The 19,437-nt window shown below is 66.3% G+C and carries 18 protein-coding genes; 8 read left to right on the forward strand and 10 right to left on the reverse strand.

Going from position 1 to position 19,437, the window contains the following annotated elements; genetic code table 11:
• Positions 1 to 249: 249 nt before the first annotated feature.
• The 5 genes from QZ471_RS12750 (at position 250) to QZ471_RS12770 (ending at position 4,096) form a co-directional block, all read left to right on the forward strand.
• Entirely contained in the window at positions 250 to 1,209 is a 960-nt protein-coding gene (locus QZ471_RS12750) for an ABC transporter substrate-binding protein (protein ID WP_295464226.1), read from the forward strand.
• Between the two features lies 1 nt (position 1,210).
• The gene (locus QZ471_RS12755) at positions 1,211 to 2,062 is read left to right on the forward strand and encodes a proline/glycine betaine ABC transporter permease (protein ID WP_295464228.1); all 852 of its coding nucleotides are present in this window, start codon (positions 1,211 to 1,213) and stop codon (positions 2,060 to 2,062) included.
• Positions 2,059 to 2,874 carry a glycine betaine/L-proline ABC transporter ATP-binding protein gene (locus QZ471_RS12760; protein WP_295464230.1) on the forward strand — a complete coding sequence of 272 codons (816 nt, stop codon included), beginning with the start codon at positions 2,059 to 2,061 and terminating at the stop codon, positions 2,872 to 2,874. The genes QZ471_RS12755 and QZ471_RS12760 overlap by 4 nt, the downstream gene beginning before the upstream one ends.
• Before the next feature lie 113 nt (positions 2,875 to 2,987).
• Positions 2,988 to 3,740 carry a TerC family protein gene (locus QZ471_RS12765; protein ID WP_295464232.1) on the forward strand — a complete coding sequence of 251 codons (753 nt, stop codon included), beginning with the start codon at positions 2,988 to 2,990 and terminating at the stop codon, positions 3,738 to 3,740.
• Between the two features lie 131 nt (positions 3,741 to 3,871).
• Positions 3,872 to 4,096, forward strand: coding sequence for a hypothetical protein (locus tag QZ471_RS12770; RefSeq protein WP_295464234.1), 225 nt, complete (start codon positions 3,872 to 3,874; stop codon positions 4,094 to 4,096).
• Between the two features lie 56 nt (positions 4,097 to 4,152).
• Here QZ471_RS12770 and QZ471_RS12775 read toward each other — a convergent pair whose 3' ends face one another.
• The 8 genes from QZ471_RS12775 to QZ471_RS12810 form a co-directional block, all read right to left on the reverse strand.
• Positions 4,153 to 5,574, reverse strand: coding sequence for a TIGR00366 family protein (locus tag QZ471_RS12775; RefSeq protein WP_295464236.1), 1,422 nt, complete (start codon positions 5,572 to 5,574; stop codon positions 4,153 to 4,155).
• Positions 5,575 to 5,737: 163 nt separating this feature from the next.
• Positions 5,738 to 6,919, reverse strand: a complete 1,182-nt coding sequence (locus tag QZ471_RS12780; RefSeq protein ID WP_295464239.1) for an acetyl-CoA C-acetyltransferase — start codon at positions 6,917 to 6,919, stop codon at positions 5,738 to 5,740.
• Positions 6,920 to 6,933: 14 nt separating this feature from the next.
• Positions 6,934 to 7,560, reverse strand: a complete 627-nt coding sequence (locus tag QZ471_RS12785) for a CoA transferase subunit B (RefSeq protein ID WP_295464241.1) — start codon at positions 7,558 to 7,560, stop codon at positions 6,934 to 6,936.
• 1 nt (position 7,561) lies between these two features.
• Positions 7,562 to 8,263, reverse strand: coding sequence for a CoA transferase subunit A (locus QZ471_RS12790; protein WP_058773972.1), 702 nt, complete (start codon positions 8,261 to 8,263; stop codon positions 7,562 to 7,564).
• A gap of 20 nt (positions 8,264 to 8,283) precedes the next feature.
• Positions 8,284 to 9,036: a 3-hydroxybutyrate dehydrogenase gene (locus QZ471_RS12795; RefSeq protein ID WP_295464244.1), complete on the reverse strand. Its 753-nt coding sequence runs from the start codon at positions 9,034 to 9,036 to the stop codon at positions 8,284 to 8,286.
• A gap of 10 nt (positions 9,037 to 9,046) precedes the next feature.
• Complete coding sequence (locus tag QZ471_RS12800) at positions 9,047 to 10,441, reverse strand: GntP family permease (protein WP_295464246.1); 1,395 nt, start codon at positions 10,439 to 10,441, stop codon at positions 9,047 to 9,049.
• Between the two features lie 288 nt (positions 10,442 to 10,729).
• Positions 10,730 to 12,172: a sigma 54-interacting transcriptional regulator gene (locus QZ471_RS12805; protein ID WP_295464248.1), complete on the reverse strand. Its 1,443-nt coding sequence runs from the start codon at positions 12,170 to 12,172 to the stop codon at positions 10,730 to 10,732.
• Complete coding sequence (locus QZ471_RS12810) at positions 12,169 to 13,086, reverse strand: 3-hydroxyacyl-CoA dehydrogenase family protein (RefSeq protein WP_295464250.1); 918 nt, start codon at positions 13,084 to 13,086, stop codon at positions 12,169 to 12,171. The genes QZ471_RS12805 and QZ471_RS12810 overlap by 4 nt, the downstream gene beginning before the upstream one ends.
• A 199-nt stretch (positions 13,087 to 13,285) precedes the next feature.
• On the opposite strand from QZ471_RS12810, the gene codB reads away from it, so the two are divergent.
• Positions 13,286 to 14,548, forward strand: a complete 1,263-nt coding sequence (gene codB / locus QZ471_RS12815; RefSeq protein ID WP_295464252.1) for a cytosine permease — start codon at positions 13,286 to 13,288, stop codon at positions 14,546 to 14,548.
• A gap of 11 nt (positions 14,549 to 14,559) precedes the next feature.
• A complete protein-coding gene (gene codA, locus QZ471_RS12820) occupies positions 14,560 to 15,801 on the forward strand; it encodes a cytosine deaminase (protein WP_295464254.1) in 1,242 nt (413 codons plus the stop codon).
• A 770-nt stretch (positions 15,802 to 16,571) separates the two neighbouring features.
• Here codA and QZ471_RS12825 read toward each other — a convergent pair.
• Entirely contained in the window at positions 16,572 to 17,057 is a 486-nt protein-coding gene (locus tag QZ471_RS12825) for a GNAT family N-acetyltransferase (RefSeq protein WP_295464256.1), read from the reverse strand.
• Between the two features lie 57 nt (positions 17,058 to 17,114).
• Positions 17,115 to 18,719: a histidine kinase famiy protein gene (locus tag QZ471_RS12830; RefSeq protein ID WP_295464706.1), complete on the reverse strand. Its 1,605-nt coding sequence runs from the start codon at positions 18,717 to 18,719 to the stop codon at positions 17,115 to 17,117.
• A 240-nt stretch (positions 18,720 to 18,959) separates the two neighbouring features.
• Here QZ471_RS12830 and QZ471_RS12835 point away from each other — a divergent pair, with 240 nt between their 5' ends.
• Positions 18,960 to 19,346: a response regulator gene (locus QZ471_RS12835; protein ID WP_295464258.1), complete on the forward strand. Its 387-nt coding sequence runs from the start codon at positions 18,960 to 18,962 to the stop codon at positions 19,344 to 19,346.
• The last annotated feature ends 91 nt before the right edge of the window (positions 19,347 to 19,437 follow it).

The following is a 19,437-nucleotide window of genomic DNA, read 5'->3' on the forward strand; positions in this document are numbered from 1 at the left end:
TCCGCGAGGGTGTCTTCGATAGAAGAGGCCCAAGCGGGCAAAGTTCGAGCGCAACGGTCGTCGTATCGGGCGCCGCGGCTTACCGAACAAGTCGGCAGGCGCCGGGTAGCCTCGTTCAGTGCCCGTGAACCCGTCGAGGGTCGCCGTAAACCCTGGCGCTGAACCCTGAGCCCGCGGCGCTGACCAAGCTAGGATCGCCAGCGGACCGGCTCTGCCGCCCTGGCCCGCCCAGTGCAGACGGAGTTCTCCATGCCCCCAGTCTTTCCCCGCCGTTCCCTCCTGGCCGCTGGCCTGTCCCTTGGCCTGCTCGCCGCCGGCTCTGTCCAGGCTGCCGACTGGTGCGCCAGCAAGCCGGTGAAGTTCGCCGGGGTCAACTGGGAAAGTGGCATGCTGCTCACCGAGTTGATGGGCTTCGTCCTGCAGCACGGCTATGACTGCAAGGTAGATAGCATCCCCGGTAACTCCATCACCCTGGAGCAGGCGCTGGCCAACGATGACATCCAGGTGTTCGCCGAGGAGTGGATCGGCCGCAGCGAGGCCTGGAACAAGGCCGCCGCCGCCGGCAAGGTCATTGGCGTAGGCGCGCCTATCGAGGGCGCCACCGAAGGCTGGTACGTGCCGCGCTACCTGGTGGAAGGCGAGGGCGCCAAGGCGCCCAAGCTCAAGACCATCGCCGACCTGGGCCAATACGCTGAGCTGTTCCGCGACCCGGAAGAGCCGGGCAAGGGCCGCTTCTACAATTGTCCGGCGGGCTGGACCTGCGAACTGGAAAATACCCAGATGCTGCAGAGCTACGGCCTGAGCGACAAATACACCAACTTCCGCCCCGGCACCGGGCCGGCACTGGATGCGGCCATCATCTCGGCCACCAAGCGCAAGCAGCCGATCCTTACCTACTACTGGTCGCCGACGCCGCTGCTGGGCCGCGTCGACATGGTGCAACTCAAGCCCCGCGACGGCGAAGCCAAGCGCATCCAGGTGCAGGCCGGGCTGTCCAAGCCCTTCCACGACGGCGCTCCCGAGCTGGTCGCCGTGCTGAGCCGAGTCAACGTACCCATCGAACTGCTCAACCGCACCCTGGCCGAGCAGGCCGAAGCCAAGCAGGACGCGCCCGCCGCCGCCAAGGCGCTGCTCAAGGCCCACCCCGAACTCTGGCAGGCCTGGGTGACCGACGCTGCGGCGCGCAGCAAGATCCAGGCGGCGCTCTAGGATGTTCCCCGAGGGCCTGACCTTTTCCTTCGCCGATGCGGTGAATCGCGGCGTCGACTGGCTGGTGACCCGCTACGGCGATGTCTTCCGCGCCATCTCCGACACCCTGCTGCAGGCCATCGTCTGGCTCGAAGGGCTGCTGCGCGGCACGCCCTGGTGGGCCATCCTGCTGATCGTCGCGGCGCTGGCCGGCCACGCCACCCGCCGGGTGCTGCCGACGCTGGTGATCACCGGTCTGCTGTTCCTGGTCGGCGCCCTGGGGCTGTGGGACAAGCTGATGCAGACCCTGGCCCTGGTGCTGGTGGCCACCGCCATCGCGGTGGTCATCGGCGTGCCCCTGGGCATCCTCTGCGCCCGCAGCGCGCGCCTGCGCCTGGTGCTGATGCCGCTCTTGGACATCATGCAGACCATGCCCAGCTTCGTGTATCTGATCCCGGTGCTGATGCTGTTCGGCCTGGGCAAGGTGCCGGCGATCTTCGCCACGGTGATCTATGCCGCGCCGCCGCTGATCCGCCTCACCGACCTGGGCATCCGTCAGGTCGACCGCGAGGTCATGGAGGCGGTCAACGCCTTCGGCGCCAGTCGCTGGCAGCAGCTGTTCGGCGTGCAATTGCCGCTGGCCCTGCCGAGCATCATGGCCGGTATCAACCAGACCACCATGATGGCGCTGTCCATGGTGGTGATCGCTTCCATGATCGGCGCCCGCGGCCTGGGCGAAGAGGTGCTGGTGGGCATCCAGACCCTGGACGTAGGCAAGGGCCTGCAGGCGGGCCTGGCCATCGTCATCCTCGCCGTCGTCATCGACCGCATCACCCAGGCCTATGGTCGCCAGCGCCACGAGGTGGAGCGATGAAGATCGTCGTCGAGCGGGTCTCCAAGATCTTCGGCAAGCGCGAGCAGGCGGCCCTGGCGCTGCTGCGCGAGGGACACGACAAGGCCGAGATTCTCGCCCGCACCGGCTGCGTGGTGGGGGTGGACGATCTCTCCCTGGAGATCGCCGAGGGCGAGATCTTCGTCATCATGGGGCTGTCCGGTTCGGGTAAGTCGACCCTGGTGCGCCACCTCAACCGGCTGATCGACCCGAGTAGCGGGCGCATCCTCATCGATGGCCAGGACATCCTCGAGCTGCCGCTGCCGGCCCTGCGCGAATTGCGCCGCCAGCGCATCAGCATGGTGTTCCAGAGCTTCGGCCTGTTGCCGCATCGGCGGGTGCTCGATAACGTCGCCTACGGCCTCAAGGTACGCGGCGAGCCCAAGGCGGTCTGGCGCGAACGGGCGCTGCACTGGCTGGAGGTGGTGGGCCTGAGCGGTTACGAGCGCAAGTGGCCGCACCAGCTCTCCGGCGGCATGCGCCAGCGGGTCGGCCTGGCGCGGGCCCTGGCGGCGGACACCGAGATCATCCTGATGGACGAGGCTTTTTCCGCCCTCGATCCGCTGATCCGCGCCGAAATGCAGGACCAACTGTTGGAGCTGCAACAACGCCTGCACAAGACCATCGTGTTCATTACCCATGACCTGGACGAAGCCCTGCGCCTGGGCAATCGTATCGCCATCCTGCGCGATGGCCGCCTGGTGCAGGTGGGCACGCCGGCGGACATCCTCGGCCAGCCGGCCGACGACTACGTGGCCCGTTTCGTCCAGCGGCGCAGCGTTGCGACAGTTTGAAACAATTGCGGCAGAGGCCTTCACGAGCATTTCACGGGGCCAAGGCTCTGATGGTGAGACCTGTGGCCTGACCTCGCGTCGGGCCTTTCTTCTACCTCTGGAACCGCGCCGCAATGGACTATCTGCTACAACTCGCCGCCGACCCCACCGTCTGGATCGCCCTGGCCACCCTGATCGTCATGGAAGTGGTGCTCGGCATCGACAACCTGATCTTCATCTCCATCATCACCAACAAGCTGCCCGCCCACCAACAGCACAACGCCCGCCGCATCGGCATCGGCCTGGCGTTGATCATGCGTCTGGGCCTGCTCGGGACCGTCGCCTGGATCGTCCAGCTCACCGAGCCGGTCATCGAAGTCTTCGGCAAGAGTTTCTCCTGGAAGGACCTGATCCTCATCGCCGGCGGCCTGTTCCTCTTGTGGAAGGCGACCAAGGAGATCCATCACAACGTCGATCCGGAGCCCGACAGCGCCCTGACCCAGGGTGGCGAGGTAGCGACCCTGGGCTTCAGCTCGGCCATCGTGCAGATCCTGTTGCTGGACCTGGTGTTCTCGGTGGACAGCATCATCACCGCGGTGGGCATGACCGAACACCTGCCGGTGATGGTGATCGCCGTGGTGGTGGCGGTGACCGTCATGTTGCTGGCGGCCAATCCCCTGGCCACCTTCATCAACAACAACCCCACCGTCGTGATGCTGGCGCTGGGCTTCCTGATCATGATCGGCATGACCTTGATCGCCGAAGGTTTCGGCGCCCATGTGCCCAAGGGCTACATCTATGCGGCCATGGCCTTCTCGGCGCTGATCGAGGGGCTGAACATGCTCTCGCGGCGGGCCAAGCGCCGTAAGCAGGCCGCTGGCAAGTAGGAAATCAGGACGTGCCGGAGGGCTCTGTTACATTCCGGCACGTCTATTGCTAACAATAAATTCAAGGACTAGGCACTATCGGTCGAGACCCTTGTCATAGCAGCGTCACACGCGAGGTTTACAACTGAGTCATGAACATACAAGCCCAAGCCCAGAACGCCATGCATGCCCTCAGCGCCGCCTTCGCGCCGATGAGCTGCGTCATCGACGCCCAGAGCAAGCGTGGTTTTTCCTTCATCGTCGTCAATGAGCATGGTGTGGCCAAGCACACCCGCCGGATCTACCGCGACGAATACAGCAACCCGAGCCGCCTGCAGGCCATCATCGACAGCACCCGCCTGGCCATCGCCGGCTGAGATTCAGCCGGCTCCCGCTTCACCCCTCCCGCTTTACCGTCTGCGCCCCACCCGAGCTACGGGTGTACCGGCGGCAGATAGGCCAAGGTTCCCCCCAATAGCCAGAGCAGCACTAGCACCAGAGGTGCATGGACCAGCAGCTGCACGAAGGAAAAGCCGACCAGGTCGCGCGCCTTCAGCCCCAGCACGCCCAGCAGCGGCAGCATGTAGAACGGATTGATCAGATTCGGCAGCGCCTCGGCGGCATTGTAGATCTGCACCGCCCAGCCCAGGTGATACTGCAGGTCGTTAGCCACCTGCATCACATAGGGCGCTTCGATGATCCACTTGCCCCCGCCCGAGGGGATGAAGAACCCCAGCAGCGCCGAATAGACACCCATCAGCAGGGCGAAGGTATCGTGGGTGGCGATCTGGGTGAAAAATGCTGCTATATGGTGCGCCAGGGTCTGGCCATCGGCGCCATTGACCTTGGTCAGGATGGCAGCGATGGAGCCATACAGCGGAAACTGGATCAGCACCCCGGTGGTGGCCGGCACCGCGCGGGCCACGGCGTCGAGGAAGTGCCGTGGCCGCCAGTGCAGCAGGGCGCCCAGGGTGATGAACAGCAGATTGTAGGTGTTCAGCCCGGAGATGGCCTCGATGGCCGGCTTGCTGGCGAATTCCTGGATCAACCAACCGGCGGCGAGCAGCACCAGCAGGATGATCAGCACCGGGCTGTATTCCAGCCACTCCCCTGGACGGGTCGGTGTGGCGGCGGGCTTGGGCGCCGGGGTGACGTCGACGCCACAGGCGCGGGCATCGCGGGCGCTGTCCGGACCCGGCGCGGTGACATAGGCGATCACCGCCGAGACCACCAGCAGCACCAGCAGCAGGGCGCCGGATTGCCAGAGAAACAGCGTCTGGCTGAAGGGGATTACCCCGGTGATGGCGAGGATCGACGGTGGCAGGCTGGCCGGGTTGGCCTGCAATTGCGCCGCCGAGGACGACAGCCCCAGCGCCCAGACCGCGCCCAGGCCGAGGTAGGCGGCGGCGCCGGCGGCGCGGTAGTCCATCTTGAGTTCTTCGCGGCGGGCCAGGGCACGCACCAGCAGGCCGCCGAACACCAGGCTCAGGCCCCAGTTGAGCAGCGACGCGAGCATGGCCACCAGGGCCACCCAGCACACCGCGCCACGTCCGGTACGGGGTACTCGCGCCAGGCGCTCGATCAATCGCGCCGCCGGCCCGGAGCTGGCCACCACGTAGCCGCCGATGACCACGAAGGCCATCTGCATGGTGAAGGGAATCAGACTCCAGAAACCGTCGCCAAAGGCCTTGGCGGTCTTGGCCGCCGGCGCGCCCATGCCCAGGGCGGCCAGGGCCACCACGGCCACGGCGAGGACGGCGAATACCCAGGAATCGGGAAACCAGCGCTCGGCCCAGTTGGAGCAGGCCAGGGCGAACCGCGCGCTACGCGAATCACGGGAAGGGGTTGAGCTCATGGTGGATCCTTTTGTTGTTGTTTTTAAGAAGAACATCAGCAGTAGGGTGGAAAACGGCGCAGCCTTTTCCACGCGTTGGGGGCATATCGCGGCCATGGGCCGCTCCTACAGATACGGACACACTGTAGGAGCGGCCCATGGCCGCGATAAAATCATCAATCGACTACCGCCGCTCTACCGCCAAGGCCACGCCCTGGCCGCCACCGATGCACAGGGTCGCCAGACCCCGGCGACCCTCACGGCGGCGCAATTCATGGAGCAGGGTTACCAGCACCCGGCAACCCGAAGCGCCAATGGGATGGCCGAGGGCGATGGCGCCGCCGTTGACGTTGACCTTCTCATCATCCCACTCCAGCTCCTGGCCCACCGCCAGCGCCTGGGCGGCGAAGGCTTCGTTGGCTTCGATCAGGTCCAGGTCGGCCAACTGCCAGCCGGCCTTTTCCAGGGTCTTGCGGGTCGCCGAGACCGGGCCGATGCCCATGATCGCCGGGTCCACCCCGGCGCTGGCATAGGCGGCGACATGCGCCAGCGGCGTCAGCCCCAGTGCCTTGGCCTTGGCCGCACTCATCACCAGCACCGCGGCAGCGCCGTCGTTGAGGCTGGAGGCGTTGCCGGCGGTGACGCTGCCGTCCTTGGTGAAGGCCGGACGCAGCCGCGCCAGGCCTTCGGCGGTAGTGTCGGCGCGGATGCCTTCGTCGGTGTCGAACAGCAGCGGCTCACCCTTGCGCTGGGGGATGGCCACCGGGGTGATCTCCTCGCGGAAACGCCCGGACTCCACCGCCGCTGCGGCGCGCTGCTGGGAGCGGGCGGCGAAGGCATCCTGGGCCTCGCGGCTGAGCTGGTACTTCTGCACCAGGTTCTCCGCGGTTTGGCCCATGTGGTAGTCGTTGAAGGCATCCCAGAGGCCATCGCTGATCATCGAATCGACCAGCTCGGCATGGCCCAGCCGCAAGCCAGTGCGTACCTTGGGCAGCACATAGGGCGCCAGGCTCATGTTCTCCATGCCGCCGGCGACGACGATCTCGGCGTCGCCGCAGCGGATCGCCTGGACGGCCAGCTGCACCGCCTTGAGGCCGGAGCCGCAGACCTTGTTGAGGGTCAGGGCTGGCACTTCGTGAGGTAGTCCAGCCTTGACCGCTGCCTGGCGCGCCGGATTCTGGCCGGCGCCGGCGGTGAGTACCTGGCCGAGGATGACCTCATCCACCTGGCTTGGGGCCACGCCGGTCTGCTCCAGCAGGGCGCGAATGACGGTGGCGCCGAGCTCCACGGCGGGGATATTGGCCAGGGAGCCCTGGAAGCTGCCGACCGCGGTGCGGGTGGCGGCGACGATGACGACGTCTTGCATGTTCCGGGTCTCCTCTAGGCCTGGATAGCGGCGCCGGTGGCGGCGCGCAGTTCATCGAGGCTGACGCCTTCGGCCAACTCCACCAGCTTGAGACCGCTTTCGGTCACCTCCAGCACGGCCAGGTCGGTGATGATCAGGTCGACCACGCCGACCCCGGTCAGCGGCAGGTCACAGGCCGGCAGGATCTTGTGCGCGCCCTTGGCGGTGTGCTCCATCAGCACCACCACACGCTGCACGCCGGCCACCAGGTCCATGGCGCCGCCCATGCCCTTGACCATCTTGCCGGGGATCATCCAGTTGGCCAGATCGCCTTGCTCCGACACCTGCATGGCGCCGAGGATGGCCAGGTTCACGTGACCGCCGCGGATCATGCCGAAGCTGGTGGCGCTGTCGAAGTAGCTGCTGCCGGGCAGGGCGGTGACGGTCTGCTTGCCAGCGTTGATCAGATCCGGATCGACCGTTTCGGCGGTGGGGAAGGGGCCGATGCCGAGCAGGCCGTTTTCCGACTGCAGCCAGACGTCCATGCCGGCGGGAATGTAATTGGCCACCAGGGTCGGCAAGCCGATGCCGAGGTTGACGTAGAAGCCGTCCTGCAGCTCCCGGGCGGCGCGTTGCGCCATCTGTTCACGGGTCCAGGCCATCTTACTTCTCCTCGCTCAGGGTACGTTTCTCGATGCGTTTTTCGGGGCTGGCGTTGACGATCAGGCGCTGCACGAAGATGCCGGGCAGGTGAATCTGGTCGGGGTCCAGCTCGCCCGTTTCCACCAGCTCCTCCACCTCGGCGACGCAGACGCGACCGGCCATGGCGCATAGCGGATTGAAGTTGCGCGCGGTCTTGTTGAAGACCAGGTTGCCGGCCTTGTCGGCGCGCTGCGCCTTGACCAGGGCCACGTCGGCGGTCAGCGCCAATTCCAGCACATGGGGCTGGCCATTGAAGTCGCGGGTTTCCTTGCCTTCGGCGACCAGGGTGCCGTAGCCGGTGCGGGTGTAGAACGCCGGAATGCCCGCGCCACCGGCGCGCAGCTTCTCGGCCAGGGTGCCCTGGGGGGTGAATTCCAGTTCCAGTTCGCCGGCCAGGTACTGGCGTTCGAATTCCTTGTTCTCACCCACATAGGAGGAAATCATCTTGCGGATCTGCCGGGTCTCCAGCAGTTGGCCCAGACCGAAACCATCCACCCCGGCGTTGTTGCTGATGGCGGTCAGTTCACGGGCACCGGTGTCACGCAGGGCGGCGATCAGCGCCTCGGGAATGCCGCAGAGGCCGAAGCCACCCACGGCCAGGGTGATGCCGTCGCGCACCAGCCCGTCGAGGGCGGCCGCCGCATTGGGATAGAGCTTGTTCATGATGGAAATCCTCGGGTCGTTTATTGGGCGGTCCAGCCGCCGTCCATGGTCCAGGCGGCGCCGCGCACCTGGGCGGCGGCCTGGCTGCAGAGGAACAGCGCCAGTTCGCCCAGTTGCTCGGTGGTGACGAATTCCTGCGACGGCTGCTTGTCGCTGAGCAGGTCGCGACGCGCCTGGTCCGGGTCGCTGCCACGGCTGTCCAGCTGTTGCTGGATCAGCGGGGTGAGCACGAAACCCGGGCAGAGCGCGTTGCAGGTGATGCCGGTGCGGGCGGTTTCCAGGGCGGTGACCTTGGTCAGGCCCACCACGCCATGCTTGGCGGCGACATAGGCGGCCTTGCCGGTGGAAGCCACCAGGCCGTGCACCGAGGAGATGTTGACGATGCGGCCCCAGTCGCGCTCGCGCATGCCCGGCAAGGCTAGGCGGGTGGTGTGGAACACCGCCGAAAGGTTGAGGGCGATCACCGCGTCCCAGCGTTCCACTGGAAAGTCCTCCACCGGTGCCACGTGCTGGATGCCGGCGTTGTTGACCAGGATGTCCACGCCGCCGAAGTCGCGCTGGGCGTAGGCGAAGAGGTCTGCGATCTCTTCCGGTTTGGACAGGTCGGCGCCATGGAAGCCGCTACGGTCGGGCAGGCTGGCCTGGGCCGCGGTGGGATCGCCGAAGCCGTTGAGGATGAGGGTGGCACCGGCGGCGGCCAGGCGCTGGGCGATGCCCAGGCCGATGCCGCTGGTGGAGCCGGTGACCAGGGCGGTCTTGCCGGTGAGGTCCATGCTTGTCTCCTTAGACGAGGCCGGTCAGGTAGTAGAGGGCGATGACGAAGAACACCGCCACGGTCTTGATCAGGGTGATCTTGAAGATGCCGCCATAGGCTTCGCGATGGGTCAGGCCAGTCACCGCCAGCAGGGTGATGACCGCGCCGTTGTGCGGCAGGGTGTCCATGCCGCCGCTGGCCATGGCCGCTACCCGGTGCAGCACCTCCAGGGGGATGTTCGCGGCATGAGCGGCGGCGATGAAGGTGTCGCTCATGGCGGCCAGGGCGATGCTCATGCCACCGGAGGCCGAGCCGGTGATGCCGGCCAGCAGGGTCACGCTGACCGCCTCGTTGATCAGTGGATCGGGGATGGCCTTGAGGCCCTGGGCGAACAGCACGAAGCCGGGCAGGGCGGCGATCACTGCACCGAAGCCGTATTCCGACGCTGTGTTCATCCCCGCCAGCAGCGCGCCGGAGACGGCGGTCTTGCTGCCTTCGGCCAGGCGCCCGCGGATGGCGCCGAAGGCGGTGGCCAGCACCAGCAGGATGCCCGCCAGCAGCGCCCCTTCCACCGCCCAGATGCCGGTCAGCTTGGCCACCTCCTGGGTCACCGGCTTGGCCATGCCGGGTAGCGCCAGGTTATGGGTGGCGCCGTACCAGTCGGGAATCCAGCGGGTCAGCAGCAGGTTGAGTACGCCCACCAGCACCAGCGGCGCCAGGGCCAGCCAGGGATTGGGCAGCGGCAGGTCGGCGGAGGTCTCGGGCTCGTTGCGCAGCGGCACGCTGGCGTAACCCTCCTGGTTGCGTCGGGCCTTGCGCTTGGCGCTTTCCAGATAGGTCAGGCCCACGGCGATGACGAACAGCGAACCGGCCAGGCCCAGCCAGGGCGCGGCCCAGGCGGTGGTCTGGAAGAAGCTGGTGGGAATGATGTTCTGGATCTGCGGCGTGCCGGGCAGGGCGTCCATGGTGAAGGAAAAGGCGCCCAGGGCGATGGTCGCCGGGATCAGTCGCTTGGGGATGTCGCTCTGGCGAAACATCTCGGCGGCAAAGGGGTAGACCGCGAAGACCACCACGAACAGCGAGACGCCGCCGTAGGTGAGCAGGGCGCAGACCGTGACGATCACCGGGATGGCCCTTTCACGGCCGAGCAGGCGGATAGCCGCGGCGACGATGGCACGGGAGAAACCCGACAGTTCGATCAGCTTGCCGAACAGGGCGCCCAGCATGAACACCGGGAAGTACAGCTTGAGAAAGCCCACCATCTTGTCCATGAACACCCCGGTGAAGGCGGGCGCCACGGCGGACGGATCGGTGAGCAGGACGGCGCCGAGGGCGGCGAGGGGGGCGAAGAGGATGACACTGAAACCCCGGTAGGCGGCGAACATCAGCAGCGCCAGGGCAGCGAGTGCGATCAGGACACTCATGGCTTCTCCTAGAGCTTCGCCTGGGGCGAAGCGGTTCTTGTTGTTATTGGGGCGATGCGGAGATCGCTCGAACACAGGAGCCAGAACCGTGCCAGGTTTATAAGTTATTGTTTTTAAACAAATTTTATTTCAATGGTTACCGATCGCCAGCAAGTTTTCTCAAAAGCTGGACCCTGTAGGAGCGGCCCCTGGCCGCGAGAGATTGTCCATCGCGGCCCAGGGCCGCTATAGATTGTCAATCGCGGCCATGGGCCGCTCCTACATAAAGTCTCTTTTTGGAGACTGATCTCAATTGAGAGACGTCAGTCCCAGTGCCACCAGCTTCTTGTACAGCGTAGACCGCCCCAGACCCAGGCGCCGGGCCGCTTCGTCCACCTTGCCACCACAGGCGGCCAGGGTGCCCTGCAGCAAGTCACGATCGAAACGCTGGCGGGCTTCGGCATAGGTTTCGCCAGTCGGATGTCTGACCGTTTCGGTCGTCGTCGGCATGGGGGGCGAAACGCCCATGGCCTCCGCCAGCGCCGCAGCGTCCAGCTGGCTGTCGTCCCCCAGCAGCACGGCGCGCTCCAGCACGTTGCGCAGTTCGCGCACGTTGCCAGGCCAGGGCTGGCATTGCAGCAGGGCCAGGCCGTCCGCCGTGAGCTCGGGTGTCGGCTGTCCACCCACCTGGGGCAGGCTGTCGAGGATGGCTTCGGCCAGCACCGCCAGGTCGTCCAGGCGTTCGCGCAGCGGGGGTATGCGGATCGGCAGCACATTGAGCCGATAGTAGAGATCGGCGCGAAAGCGTCCCTCGGCCACGGCGGCCTCCAGATCGCGCGACGTAGCGGCGATCATCCGCACGTCGCAGGCTAGGACTTCGTTGGAGCCCAGGGGCTCGTATTCCTTTTCCTGCAGCACCCGCAGCAACTTGGCCTGCAAGGCCAGGGGCATGTCGCCGATCTCATCGAGAAACAGGGTGCCGCCCTGGGCGATCTGCAGCTTGCCCGGACGCGCCCGGCGTTCGGCACCAGTGAACGCGCCCGGCGCGGTGCCGAAGAATTCCGCTTCCAGCAGGCTTTCGGGAATGGCGGCAGCGTTGATGCTGACGAAGGGTCGCCCGGCGCGCGGCGAGGCGCCATGGATGGCATGGGCCAGCAATTCCTTGCCGGTACCGGTCTCGCCCAGCAGCAGCACCGCGGCCGCGCTGGCGGCGGCGCGGCGGGCCCGGCGCTTGACCTCCAGGCTGGCCGGGCCACTGCCGACGAAGTGGCCGAAGCCGTATTTGGCGGTGCGCGCATGCTGCAACGAGCGCCGGGTGGTGGCCAGTTCCTCCTGGATGCGCAGGTAGCGGGTCACCAGGGGCGCCAGTTGCTGCAACTGATCGAACAGAGCGAAGCCGATGGCGCCGATCAATTCGCCCTCGTCGGTATGGATCGGCAGGCGCATCACCACCAGCGGTCCGCTGCGAGTCTCCAGCATGTCCAGCAGGATCGGCTGGCCGTTGCGCGCCACCTCACGCAACAGGCTGTGAGGGATGATCTGCTCCACCGGCTGGCCGATGGCGGCGGCGGCATCCGGCAGGCCGAAGTGCTGGGCGTATCTCTGGTTGATCCAGACGATGCGCGCCTCGCGGTCGACGATCACCGTGCCGTTGCTGGTCTGCTCGATGATCTCGAACAGTGAGCGGATCGCCCGCTGGCGGATGCCGGCGTAGTCGTCCAGTCCCGGCAGGCCGGGTGGCGTGGCGCTCATGGCTTCAACGCATGGCGCAGCTGGTGCAGGCGCCGCTGGACGATGCGCTCGCGCCGCGCGGCGTCCCAGTCATAGAAACCATGGCCGCTGCGCAGCCCGGTACGGCCAGCGGCTACCTGGTCTTCCAGCAGTTGTAGCGGTGTCTCGTCCCGCGCCAGCGTCGGCCAGAGGTGGCGGGCGATATCGCGAAAGGTATCCAGGCCACCCATGTCCGCCGCCTCCAGCGGACCGACCATGGCATAGCGCCGGCCCAGGGAGGCGCGCATCACCCGGTCCACCGTCGCGGCATCGGCCGCGCCGCTCTGCACGATATGCAGGGCTTCGCGCAGCAGGGCGAATTGCAGGCGATTGCCGACAAAACCGGGAATGGCCCGCTGCAGCACCACGGCTTCCAGTTCAGCAGCCTCCAGCAGCAATCGCACGGATTCCAGGTGGGCGGGCAGGGTGGCGGTGCCGGGCACCAGCTCCACCAGGGGAATGAAGTGCGGCGGATTCCAGAAGTGCGCGATCAGCAGCCGCTCGGGGTGGCGCAGGCGGGCGGCCAGTTCGTCCGGCGGCAGGCCGCTGGTGTTGCTGGCGATCAGGGCATCGGGCCGCAGCAGGTCTTCGAGCTGGGCATAGAGGCGATGCTTGAGCTCCAGGCGTTCGGGTATGGCTTCGAACAGCAGGTCGCAGCCGGCAAGATCCGCCAGCTCGGTCGTGGTGGTGAGACGGGCGATGACCGCCTCGGTGTCCACCGTGATCCCGGCTTCTTGCAGCTCGGCGAGCAGGGTACGGGCCGTGGCCGGCACCTCGGCGAGGCGGGCGGGGTCGACGTCCTGCACGCGCACGGCATGACCGTGGCGGGCGAGGTGCACGGCGATACCGATGCCCATGAGACCGGAACCCAGAACGGCGAGGCGCGGCGTGGTCATGATCTTTTCCTTGTGAGACAGCCGCGGCAACCGTCTCACACTTGGGCGCTCCCGGCCAAGGCAGGAACGCAGCGGGGTGCACCAAAGGCGGGCCACCTGCCGCTGCGTCGTTCGACCCCGGTCGGTCTGGCACGGCGCCTCGCGCTGCCTGGCACAGGCACTGCTAGGAGACAGGCATGTCCATCCCGAGGAACCCGTCATGAGCGAAGCACCAGGCAACGACTATCCCCTGAGCGAAGTCCCGCCCCACGCCCGCAAAGGCCTGGCCTCCCTGGCTATGGTGCTGCTGGGCTTCACCTTCTTCACCGCCACCATGTTCGCCGGCGGCAAACTGGGCGTGGCCTTCGGCTTCGCCGATCTGCTGCTGGTGATCGCCATCGGCAATCTGCTGTTGGGGCGCTATGCCGCCGCCCTGGGCCATATCGCCTGTCGCAGCGGGCTCAACTCGGTACTGATGGGACGCTTCGCCTTTGGCGAGCGTGGCAGCAAGCTGTGCGACCTCATCCTCGGCTTCACCCAGATCGGCTGGTACGCCTGGGGTACGGCCACCGCGGCGGTGGTGCTGGGCAAGTACTTCGGCCTGGAGGAGGGCGCGGTACTGGCGCTGATGGCCGTGTTCGGCCTGGGCTTTTGCGCCACCGCCTATATCGGCTATCGCGGCCTGGAAATCTTTTCCTGGATCGCGGTGCCGGCCATGGCCGTGTTGTTGATCCTGTCCATGAGCGTGACGACGAGCAAGGCCGGCGGCCTCGACGGTCTGCTGGCGATCCAACCCAGTGCCAGTCTGGACCTGTCCACCGCCATCACCCTGGTGTTCGGCACCTTCGTCAGCGGCGCCACCCAGGCCACCAACTGGACGCGCTTCGCCCGCTCCGCGCGCGTGGCGGTCCTTGCCAGCCTGATCGGCTTCTTCATCGGCAATGGCCTGATGGTGCTGATCGGCGCCTATGGCGCCATCGTCTACCAGCAACCCGACGTGGTGGAGGTGCTGATGCTGCAGGGCTTCGCCACCGCCGCCCTGGCCATGTTGCTGCTCAACATCTGGAGCACCCAGGACAACACCATCTACAACTTCGCCGTCGCCGGCTGCAACCTGGTGCGGACCGACAGACGCAAGACGGTGACCCTGGCCGGCGCCCTGATCGGTACCGCCCTGGCACTGCTGGGCATGTACGACCTGCTGGTGCCCTATCTGGTGCTGCTCGGCACCGTGATCCCGCCCATCGGTGGCGTGATCGTCGCCGACTACTGGCTGCGCCATCGCGGTCGCTATCCACTGCTCGCCGAAGCTCGCCTGCCGCGCTACAACTGGCCGGGCCTGGCCGCCTACGGCCTGGGCACCGTCGCCGCCTTCGGCTCACCCTGGGTAGCACCGCTGGTGGGCATCGGGGTGGCGGCGCTGGCCTATGGCGTGTTCAATGGGCTGACTCGGGGGCGCACTACCGCCTCTGCCTCGCTCTAGGGAGATCGACCATGCGCATCCTCAACGCCCGTCTGCGTGACCGCGAAGGCCTGTACGACATCCGCCTCGAAGGTGGGCGCATCGCCGCCATCGCCGAACAGCTGATGCCGCCGGCGGTGGGTCCCGACGACCTCGACGCCGCTGGCAACCTGGTGGTGCCGCCCTTCGTCGAGCCGCATATCCACCTCGATGCCACCCTCACCGCCGGCGAGCCGCGCTGGAACATGAGTGGCACCCTATTCGAAGGCATCGAATGCTGGGGCGAGCGCAAGGCCACCATCACCCAGGAAGACACCAAGACCCGTGCCAAGCGCACCATCCAGGCCCTGGCCGCCCATGGTATCCAGCACGTGCGCACCCATGTGGACGTCACCGATCCCTCGCTGGCCGCGCTCAAGGCCATGCTCGAAGTCCGCGAGGAAACCGGCCACCTGATCGACCTGCAGATCGTCGCCTTTCCCCAGGAGGGTATCGAGTCCTTCAAGAATGGCCGCGAGCTGATGGAGGAATCCATCCGCCTGGGCGCCGACGTGGTCGGCGGCATTCCCCACTTCGAATACACCCGCGACCAGGGCGTGAGTTCGGTGAAATTCCTCATGGACCTGGCCGAACGCACCGGCTGCCTGGTGGACGTCCATTGCGACGAGACCGACGATCCCCATTCGCGCTTCCTGGAGGTACTCGCCGAGGAGGCGCGCAGCCGTGGCATGGGCTCGCGGGTCACCGCCAGCCACACCACCGCCATGGGCTCCTACGACAACGCCTACTGCGCCAAGCTGTTCCGCCTGCTGACCCACGCCGGCATCAACTTCATCTCCTGCCCGACCGAGAGCATCCACCTGCAGGGCCGCTTCGACACCTTTCCCAAGCGCCGCGGCGTGACCCGGGTCAACGAGCTGCTGGAAGCCGGCCTCAACGTTTGCTTCGCCCAGGATTCCATCGTCGACCCCTGGTATCCGCTGGGCAACGGCAACATCCTGCGGGTGCTGGAGGCGGGCCTGCACATCTGCCACATGCTCGGCTATCGCAACCTGCAATCGGCCCTGGACCTGGTCACCGTCAACAGCGCCAAGGCGCTGTCCCTGGGCGACCGCTACGGCCTGGAAGTCGGCCGGCCGGCCAACCTGTTGATACTGTCGGCCGACAGCGACTACGAGATGGTCCGCAGCCAGGGCCTGCCGCTGTATTCCATCCGCCACGGCAAGGTGCTGATGCAACGGCGGCCGGCGGAGGTGGAGTTCGCGGACGTTTAACGGACCGCGGGCCTTACCGTTCGCCAATGCGGATCTTCCTACGGAAGTGAGCGAATGCTGATGCGGTCGCTCCTGCGGAAGGGGTACGGCTGCTCCTTGGTTTGCCGGGGTGATGGAGCTGAACGCCTGCGCGGCTAACCCCCTCTCCCTCAGGGAGAGGGTCGGGGTGAGGGCACGCCTCGTAGCAAAATCCCCAGCGGAAAAGGCTGCGCCGTTTTCCACGCTACGGCTCACCCGGATCGCGGCCGTGGCGGTCCGCTGATGCGGCCGCTTCTACGGCACGGGTACGGCTGCTCCTTGGTTTGCCGGGGTGATGGAGCTGAACGCCTGCACGGCTAACCCCCTCTCCCTGAGGGAGAGAGCCGGGGTGAGGGGGCGCCTCGCCGCAAAGTCCCCAGCCGAAAAGGCTGTGCCGTTTTCCATGCCACGGCTTACTGGGATCGCGGCCGTGGCGGTCCGCTGATGCGGCCGCTTCTACGGCAGATGTACGGCTGCTCCTTGGTTTGCCGGGGTGATGGAGCTGAACGCCTGCACGGCTAACCCCCTCTCCCTCAGGGAGAGGGCTGGGGTGAGGGGGCGCCTCGCAGCAAAGTCCCCAGTCGAAAAGGCTGTGCTGTTTTCCATGCCACGGCTTACCGGGATCGCGGCCATGGGCCGCTCCTACAGGGGGGCGATGCTTTTGTAGGAGCGGCCGCATCGGCGGACCGCCATGGCCGCGATAAGACTCTCCGCCAGGGCAGATTCACTGCGCTTCACTGCAGGCGACGAGCCTAACGTCCACTCTCCGCGAAATCCCGCAGTGCCGCGCCGTCCAGGCGATAACGTACCCACTCACTCTGCGCCGCGGCGCCCAGGCTTTCGTAGAAATCGATGGCGGGGGTGTTCCAATCCAGCACGCTCCATTCCAGGCGGCCGCAGTCATTGGCCACCGCCTCGCGCGCCAGCTCGCGCAGCAGGCCCTTGCCCAGGCCGGTGCCGCGGGCGCTGGGGCTCACATAGAGGTCTTCCAGGTAGATGCCGTTACGCCCCAGCCAGGTGGAGTAGCTGTAGAAATACACCGCATAGCCCACCACCACGCCCTCATGCTCAGCCACCAGTGCCCGGGTGGGGGTGTCGGCGGCGAACAATGTGGCTTCGATCTGTGCCGGGCTGGCCAGCACCTCGTGGACGGCCTTCTCGTAATCGGCCAGTTCGACGATCAGGGCATGGATGCGGGTGGCGTCTTCGCGACGGGCGGGGCGGATCTGGGCAGTCATGGCAGCTTCCTACAAAGGTTAGCCGCCTACCTTAACCCGCCTGCCGTCGTGGATGCATCAGGCGATGCCGTTCGGGCCGTCCAGCACCCGGCGTACCTTGCGTGCCAGGTCGTTGGGCATGTATGGCTTGGAGATAACGTCGAATTCCGAGCCCCCGATGTCGGTGCGCTCCAGAGAGTTCTCCGCATAGCCCGTGGTGAGCAGTACCTTGGTGTCCGGATGCAGGCGCTTCACCTCCCGCGCCAGCATCACCCCGTTCATGCCGCCCGGCATGATCAGGTCGGTGAACACCAGGTCGAAGGGTCGCTCGTTCTCGCGCAGGATGCGTAGCGCCTCACTGGCGTTGAAGGCGATCTGCGCCGTGTAGCCATAGTCTTCCAGCACCAGCTTGGCCAGCTCGGCGACGTCCGGGCGGTCTTCCACCACCAGGATGCGCTCGGTACCGCTGCGGCGTTCCGTGCGCTGCTCGGCGTGCGGGTGGGTGATATGGCTGTCGTCCGCCGGGAAGTAGAGGCGGATGGTGGTGCCAACGTCCTCTTCCGAGTAGATGCGCACCGTACCGCCGGACTGCTTGGCGAAGCCATAGACCATCGACAGCCCCAGGCCCGATCCCTTGCCTTCCTCCTTGGTGGTGAAGAAGGGGTCCATCACCCGGTCCCGGATGCTGGCGGGCATGCCGTGGCCGTTGTCGGTCACCGCCAGACTCACGTAGCGCCCGGGCAGCAGGCCGTCGTAGGACATGGTGGCCAGCTCGCGGACCTCGACGTTACGGGTCTCGATGGCCACGCTGGGGTGCGCGCGATCCGCCAGGGCATCCCGGGCGTTGATCAGGATGTTGAGCAGCGCCACCTCGGCCTGGGTCGGATCGATGCGGCAATTCCACAGCTCGCCTTCCAGCTGGGTGCGGATCTCCACATTGCCCAGAGTCCGCTCGGCCAGTTCGTGGGAGGTGCGGATCAGGTTGTTCAGGTTGAGCACCCGGCCTTCCAGCTTCTGCTTGCGCGAGAAGGCCAGCAACTGCTGGGTGAGGGTGCTGGCGCGCTCGGCGGCCGACCGCGCATGGGCCGCGCTGCGCAGCACCCGCTCCTGGTCGACGCTGGGCTTTTCCGCGGTGCGCTGGATGATGTCGATGTAGCCCACCATCACCTGCAGCAGGTTGTTGAAGTCGTGGGCGATGCCGCCGGTGAGTTGTCCCAGGGCTTCCATCTTCTGTGCCTGGCGCAGGGCGTCCTCGGCGTCACGGCGCCGGCTAACGTCCAGCTGGGAGGCGAAGAAGTAGGTCAGCTCGCCGTTGTCGTTATACACCGGCGACACGAACAGGGCGTTCCAGAAGGTCGAGCCGTCCTTGCGGTAGTTGATGATCTCCACCGAGATCTCCCGCTCCTGCTCCACCGCCTCGCGGATCTGGCTGACCACCGAACGGTCGGTCTCCGGCCCCTGCAGGAAGCGACAGTTCTGCCCGAGCAACTCGTCCACCTGGTAGCCGGTCATCTCGGTAAAGGCGTTGTTGGCGAAGATGATCGGGTTGTCGGGCTGCTTGGGATCGGTGACCAGCATGGGCATCCGGGTGGTTTCCACCGCGGCGAAGAAGATGTTCTTGCCCTCGTGCGAAACATCGCTCGTCGCTGAATTGTCGACCCGCGCCTTGCGGGACTGTGGCATCTGGCTCACGTCTGAGAAATCCTTGCGCGACAAAATTGGCGTCTTGCCCCTAGGACAGCCGAGCGGCGAAAAAACTTCATCGCTCCCCTCTTCGAGCGCCTCTGGCACGTCGCTTTCCGGGCTGAAAGCCAGGCGGCGCGCGGCTTTGACGGCCATCTGCCAGCGTACCGCTCACTCGCTTCAGGCGACCGTTAAGGCGGTTCGCGGAGAATCTCTCACTTATCCGATGTCTGAGCTGCCATGAAGCCAAGAAGCCTTGATATACAAAGACAAATTCTTGTTCTGGAGGATGATCCGGGGCAGCGCGAGCTGCTGACCGAAATCCTTACCGAGCAGGGGCTGAACGTGGTCGCCGTCGCCTCCAGCGACGATGCCCTGGCGCACATGGACCACCAGGGCAGCGATACCAAGTTGGTCATCGCCGACGTCAACGTACCCGGCACCCTCGACGGCCTCGCCTTCGCCCAGCTGGCGGCTGTGAGCTGGCCCACCGTGCCCTTCATCATCATCTCCGGCTACATCGACCAGGACCTCGCCATCTTGCCGCGGCGTGCCGCCTTCCTGCCCAAGCCCTGGAGCGTGGCCGACCTCAGCCAGCTGGTCGAAAGCCTGCTGCCCCGTCGCTAGTGTTCGGGCGGAAGGCTACTCAATCGCTACCGATTTCCCCGGTCGAACTACCCACGCCCCAAGGCTTCTGTGCTGATTTCTACCTGGCTGC

Source organism: uncultured Pseudomonas sp., from assembly GCF_913774235.1.
Taxonomy (GTDB): Bacteria; Pseudomonadota; Gammaproteobacteria; order Pseudomonadales; family Pseudomonadaceae; genus Chryseomonas.

Coding starts and splice junctions, on each gene's coding strand:
- QZ471_RS12750 (WP_295464226.1), top strand. CDS start 250: ATGCCCCCAGTCTTTCCCCGCCGTTCCCTCCTGGCCGCTGGCCTGTCC.
- QZ471_RS12755 (WP_295464228.1), top strand. CDS start 1,211: ATGTTCCCCGAGGGCCTGACCTTTTCCTTCGCCGATGCGGTGAATCGC.
- QZ471_RS12760 (WP_295464230.1), top strand. CDS start 2,059: ATGAAGATCGTCGTCGAGCGGGTCTCCAAGATCTTCGGCAAGCGCGAG.
- QZ471_RS12765 (WP_295464232.1), top strand. CDS start 2,988: ATGGACTATCTGCTACAACTCGCCGCCGACCCCACCGTCTGGATCGCC.
- QZ471_RS12770 (WP_295464234.1), top strand. CDS start 3,872: ATGAACATACAAGCCCAAGCCCAGAACGCCATGCATGCCCTCAGCGCC.
- QZ471_RS12775 (WP_295464236.1), bottom strand. CDS start 5,574: ATGAGCTCAACCCCTTCCCGTGATTCGCGTAGCGCGCGGTTCGCCCTG.
- QZ471_RS12780 (WP_295464239.1), bottom strand. CDS start 6,919: ATGCAAGACGTCGTCATCGTCGCCGCCACCCGCACCGCGGTCGGCAGC.
- QZ471_RS12785 (WP_295464241.1), bottom strand. CDS start 7,560: ATGGCCTGGACCCGTGAACAGATGGCGCAACGCGCCGCCCGGGAGCTG.
- QZ471_RS12790 (WP_058773972.1), bottom strand. CDS start 8,263: ATGAACAAGCTCTATCCCAATGCGGCGGCCGCCCTCGACGGGCTGGTG.
- QZ471_RS12795 (WP_295464244.1), bottom strand. CDS start 9,036: ATGGACCTCACCGGCAAGACCGCCCTGGTCACCGGCTCCACCAGCGGC.
- QZ471_RS12800 (WP_295464246.1), bottom strand. CDS start 10,441: ATGAGTGTCCTGATCGCACTCGCTGCCCTGGCGCTGCTGATGTTCGCC.
- QZ471_RS12805 (WP_295464248.1), bottom strand. CDS start 12,172: ATGAGCGCCACGCCACCCGGCCTGCCGGGACTGGACGACTACGCCGGC.
- QZ471_RS12810 (WP_295464250.1), bottom strand. CDS start 13,086: ATGACCACGCCGCGCCTCGCCGTTCTGGGTTCCGGTCTCATGGGCATC.
- codB (WP_295464252.1), top strand. CDS start 13,286: ATGAGCGAAGCACCAGGCAACGACTATCCCCTGAGCGAAGTCCCGCCC.
- codA (WP_295464254.1), top strand. CDS start 14,560: ATGCGCATCCTCAACGCCCGTCTGCGTGACCGCGAAGGCCTGTACGAC.
- QZ471_RS12825 (WP_295464256.1), bottom strand. CDS start 17,057: ATGACTGCCCAGATCCGCCCCGCCCGTCGCGAAGACGCCACCCGCATC.
- QZ471_RS12830 (WP_295464706.1), bottom strand. CDS start 18,719: ATGCCACAGTCCCGCAAGGCGCGGGTCGACAATTCAGCGACGAGCGAT.
- QZ471_RS12835 (WP_295464258.1), top strand. CDS start 18,960: ATGAAGCCAAGAAGCCTTGATATACAAAGACAAATTCTTGTTCTGGAG.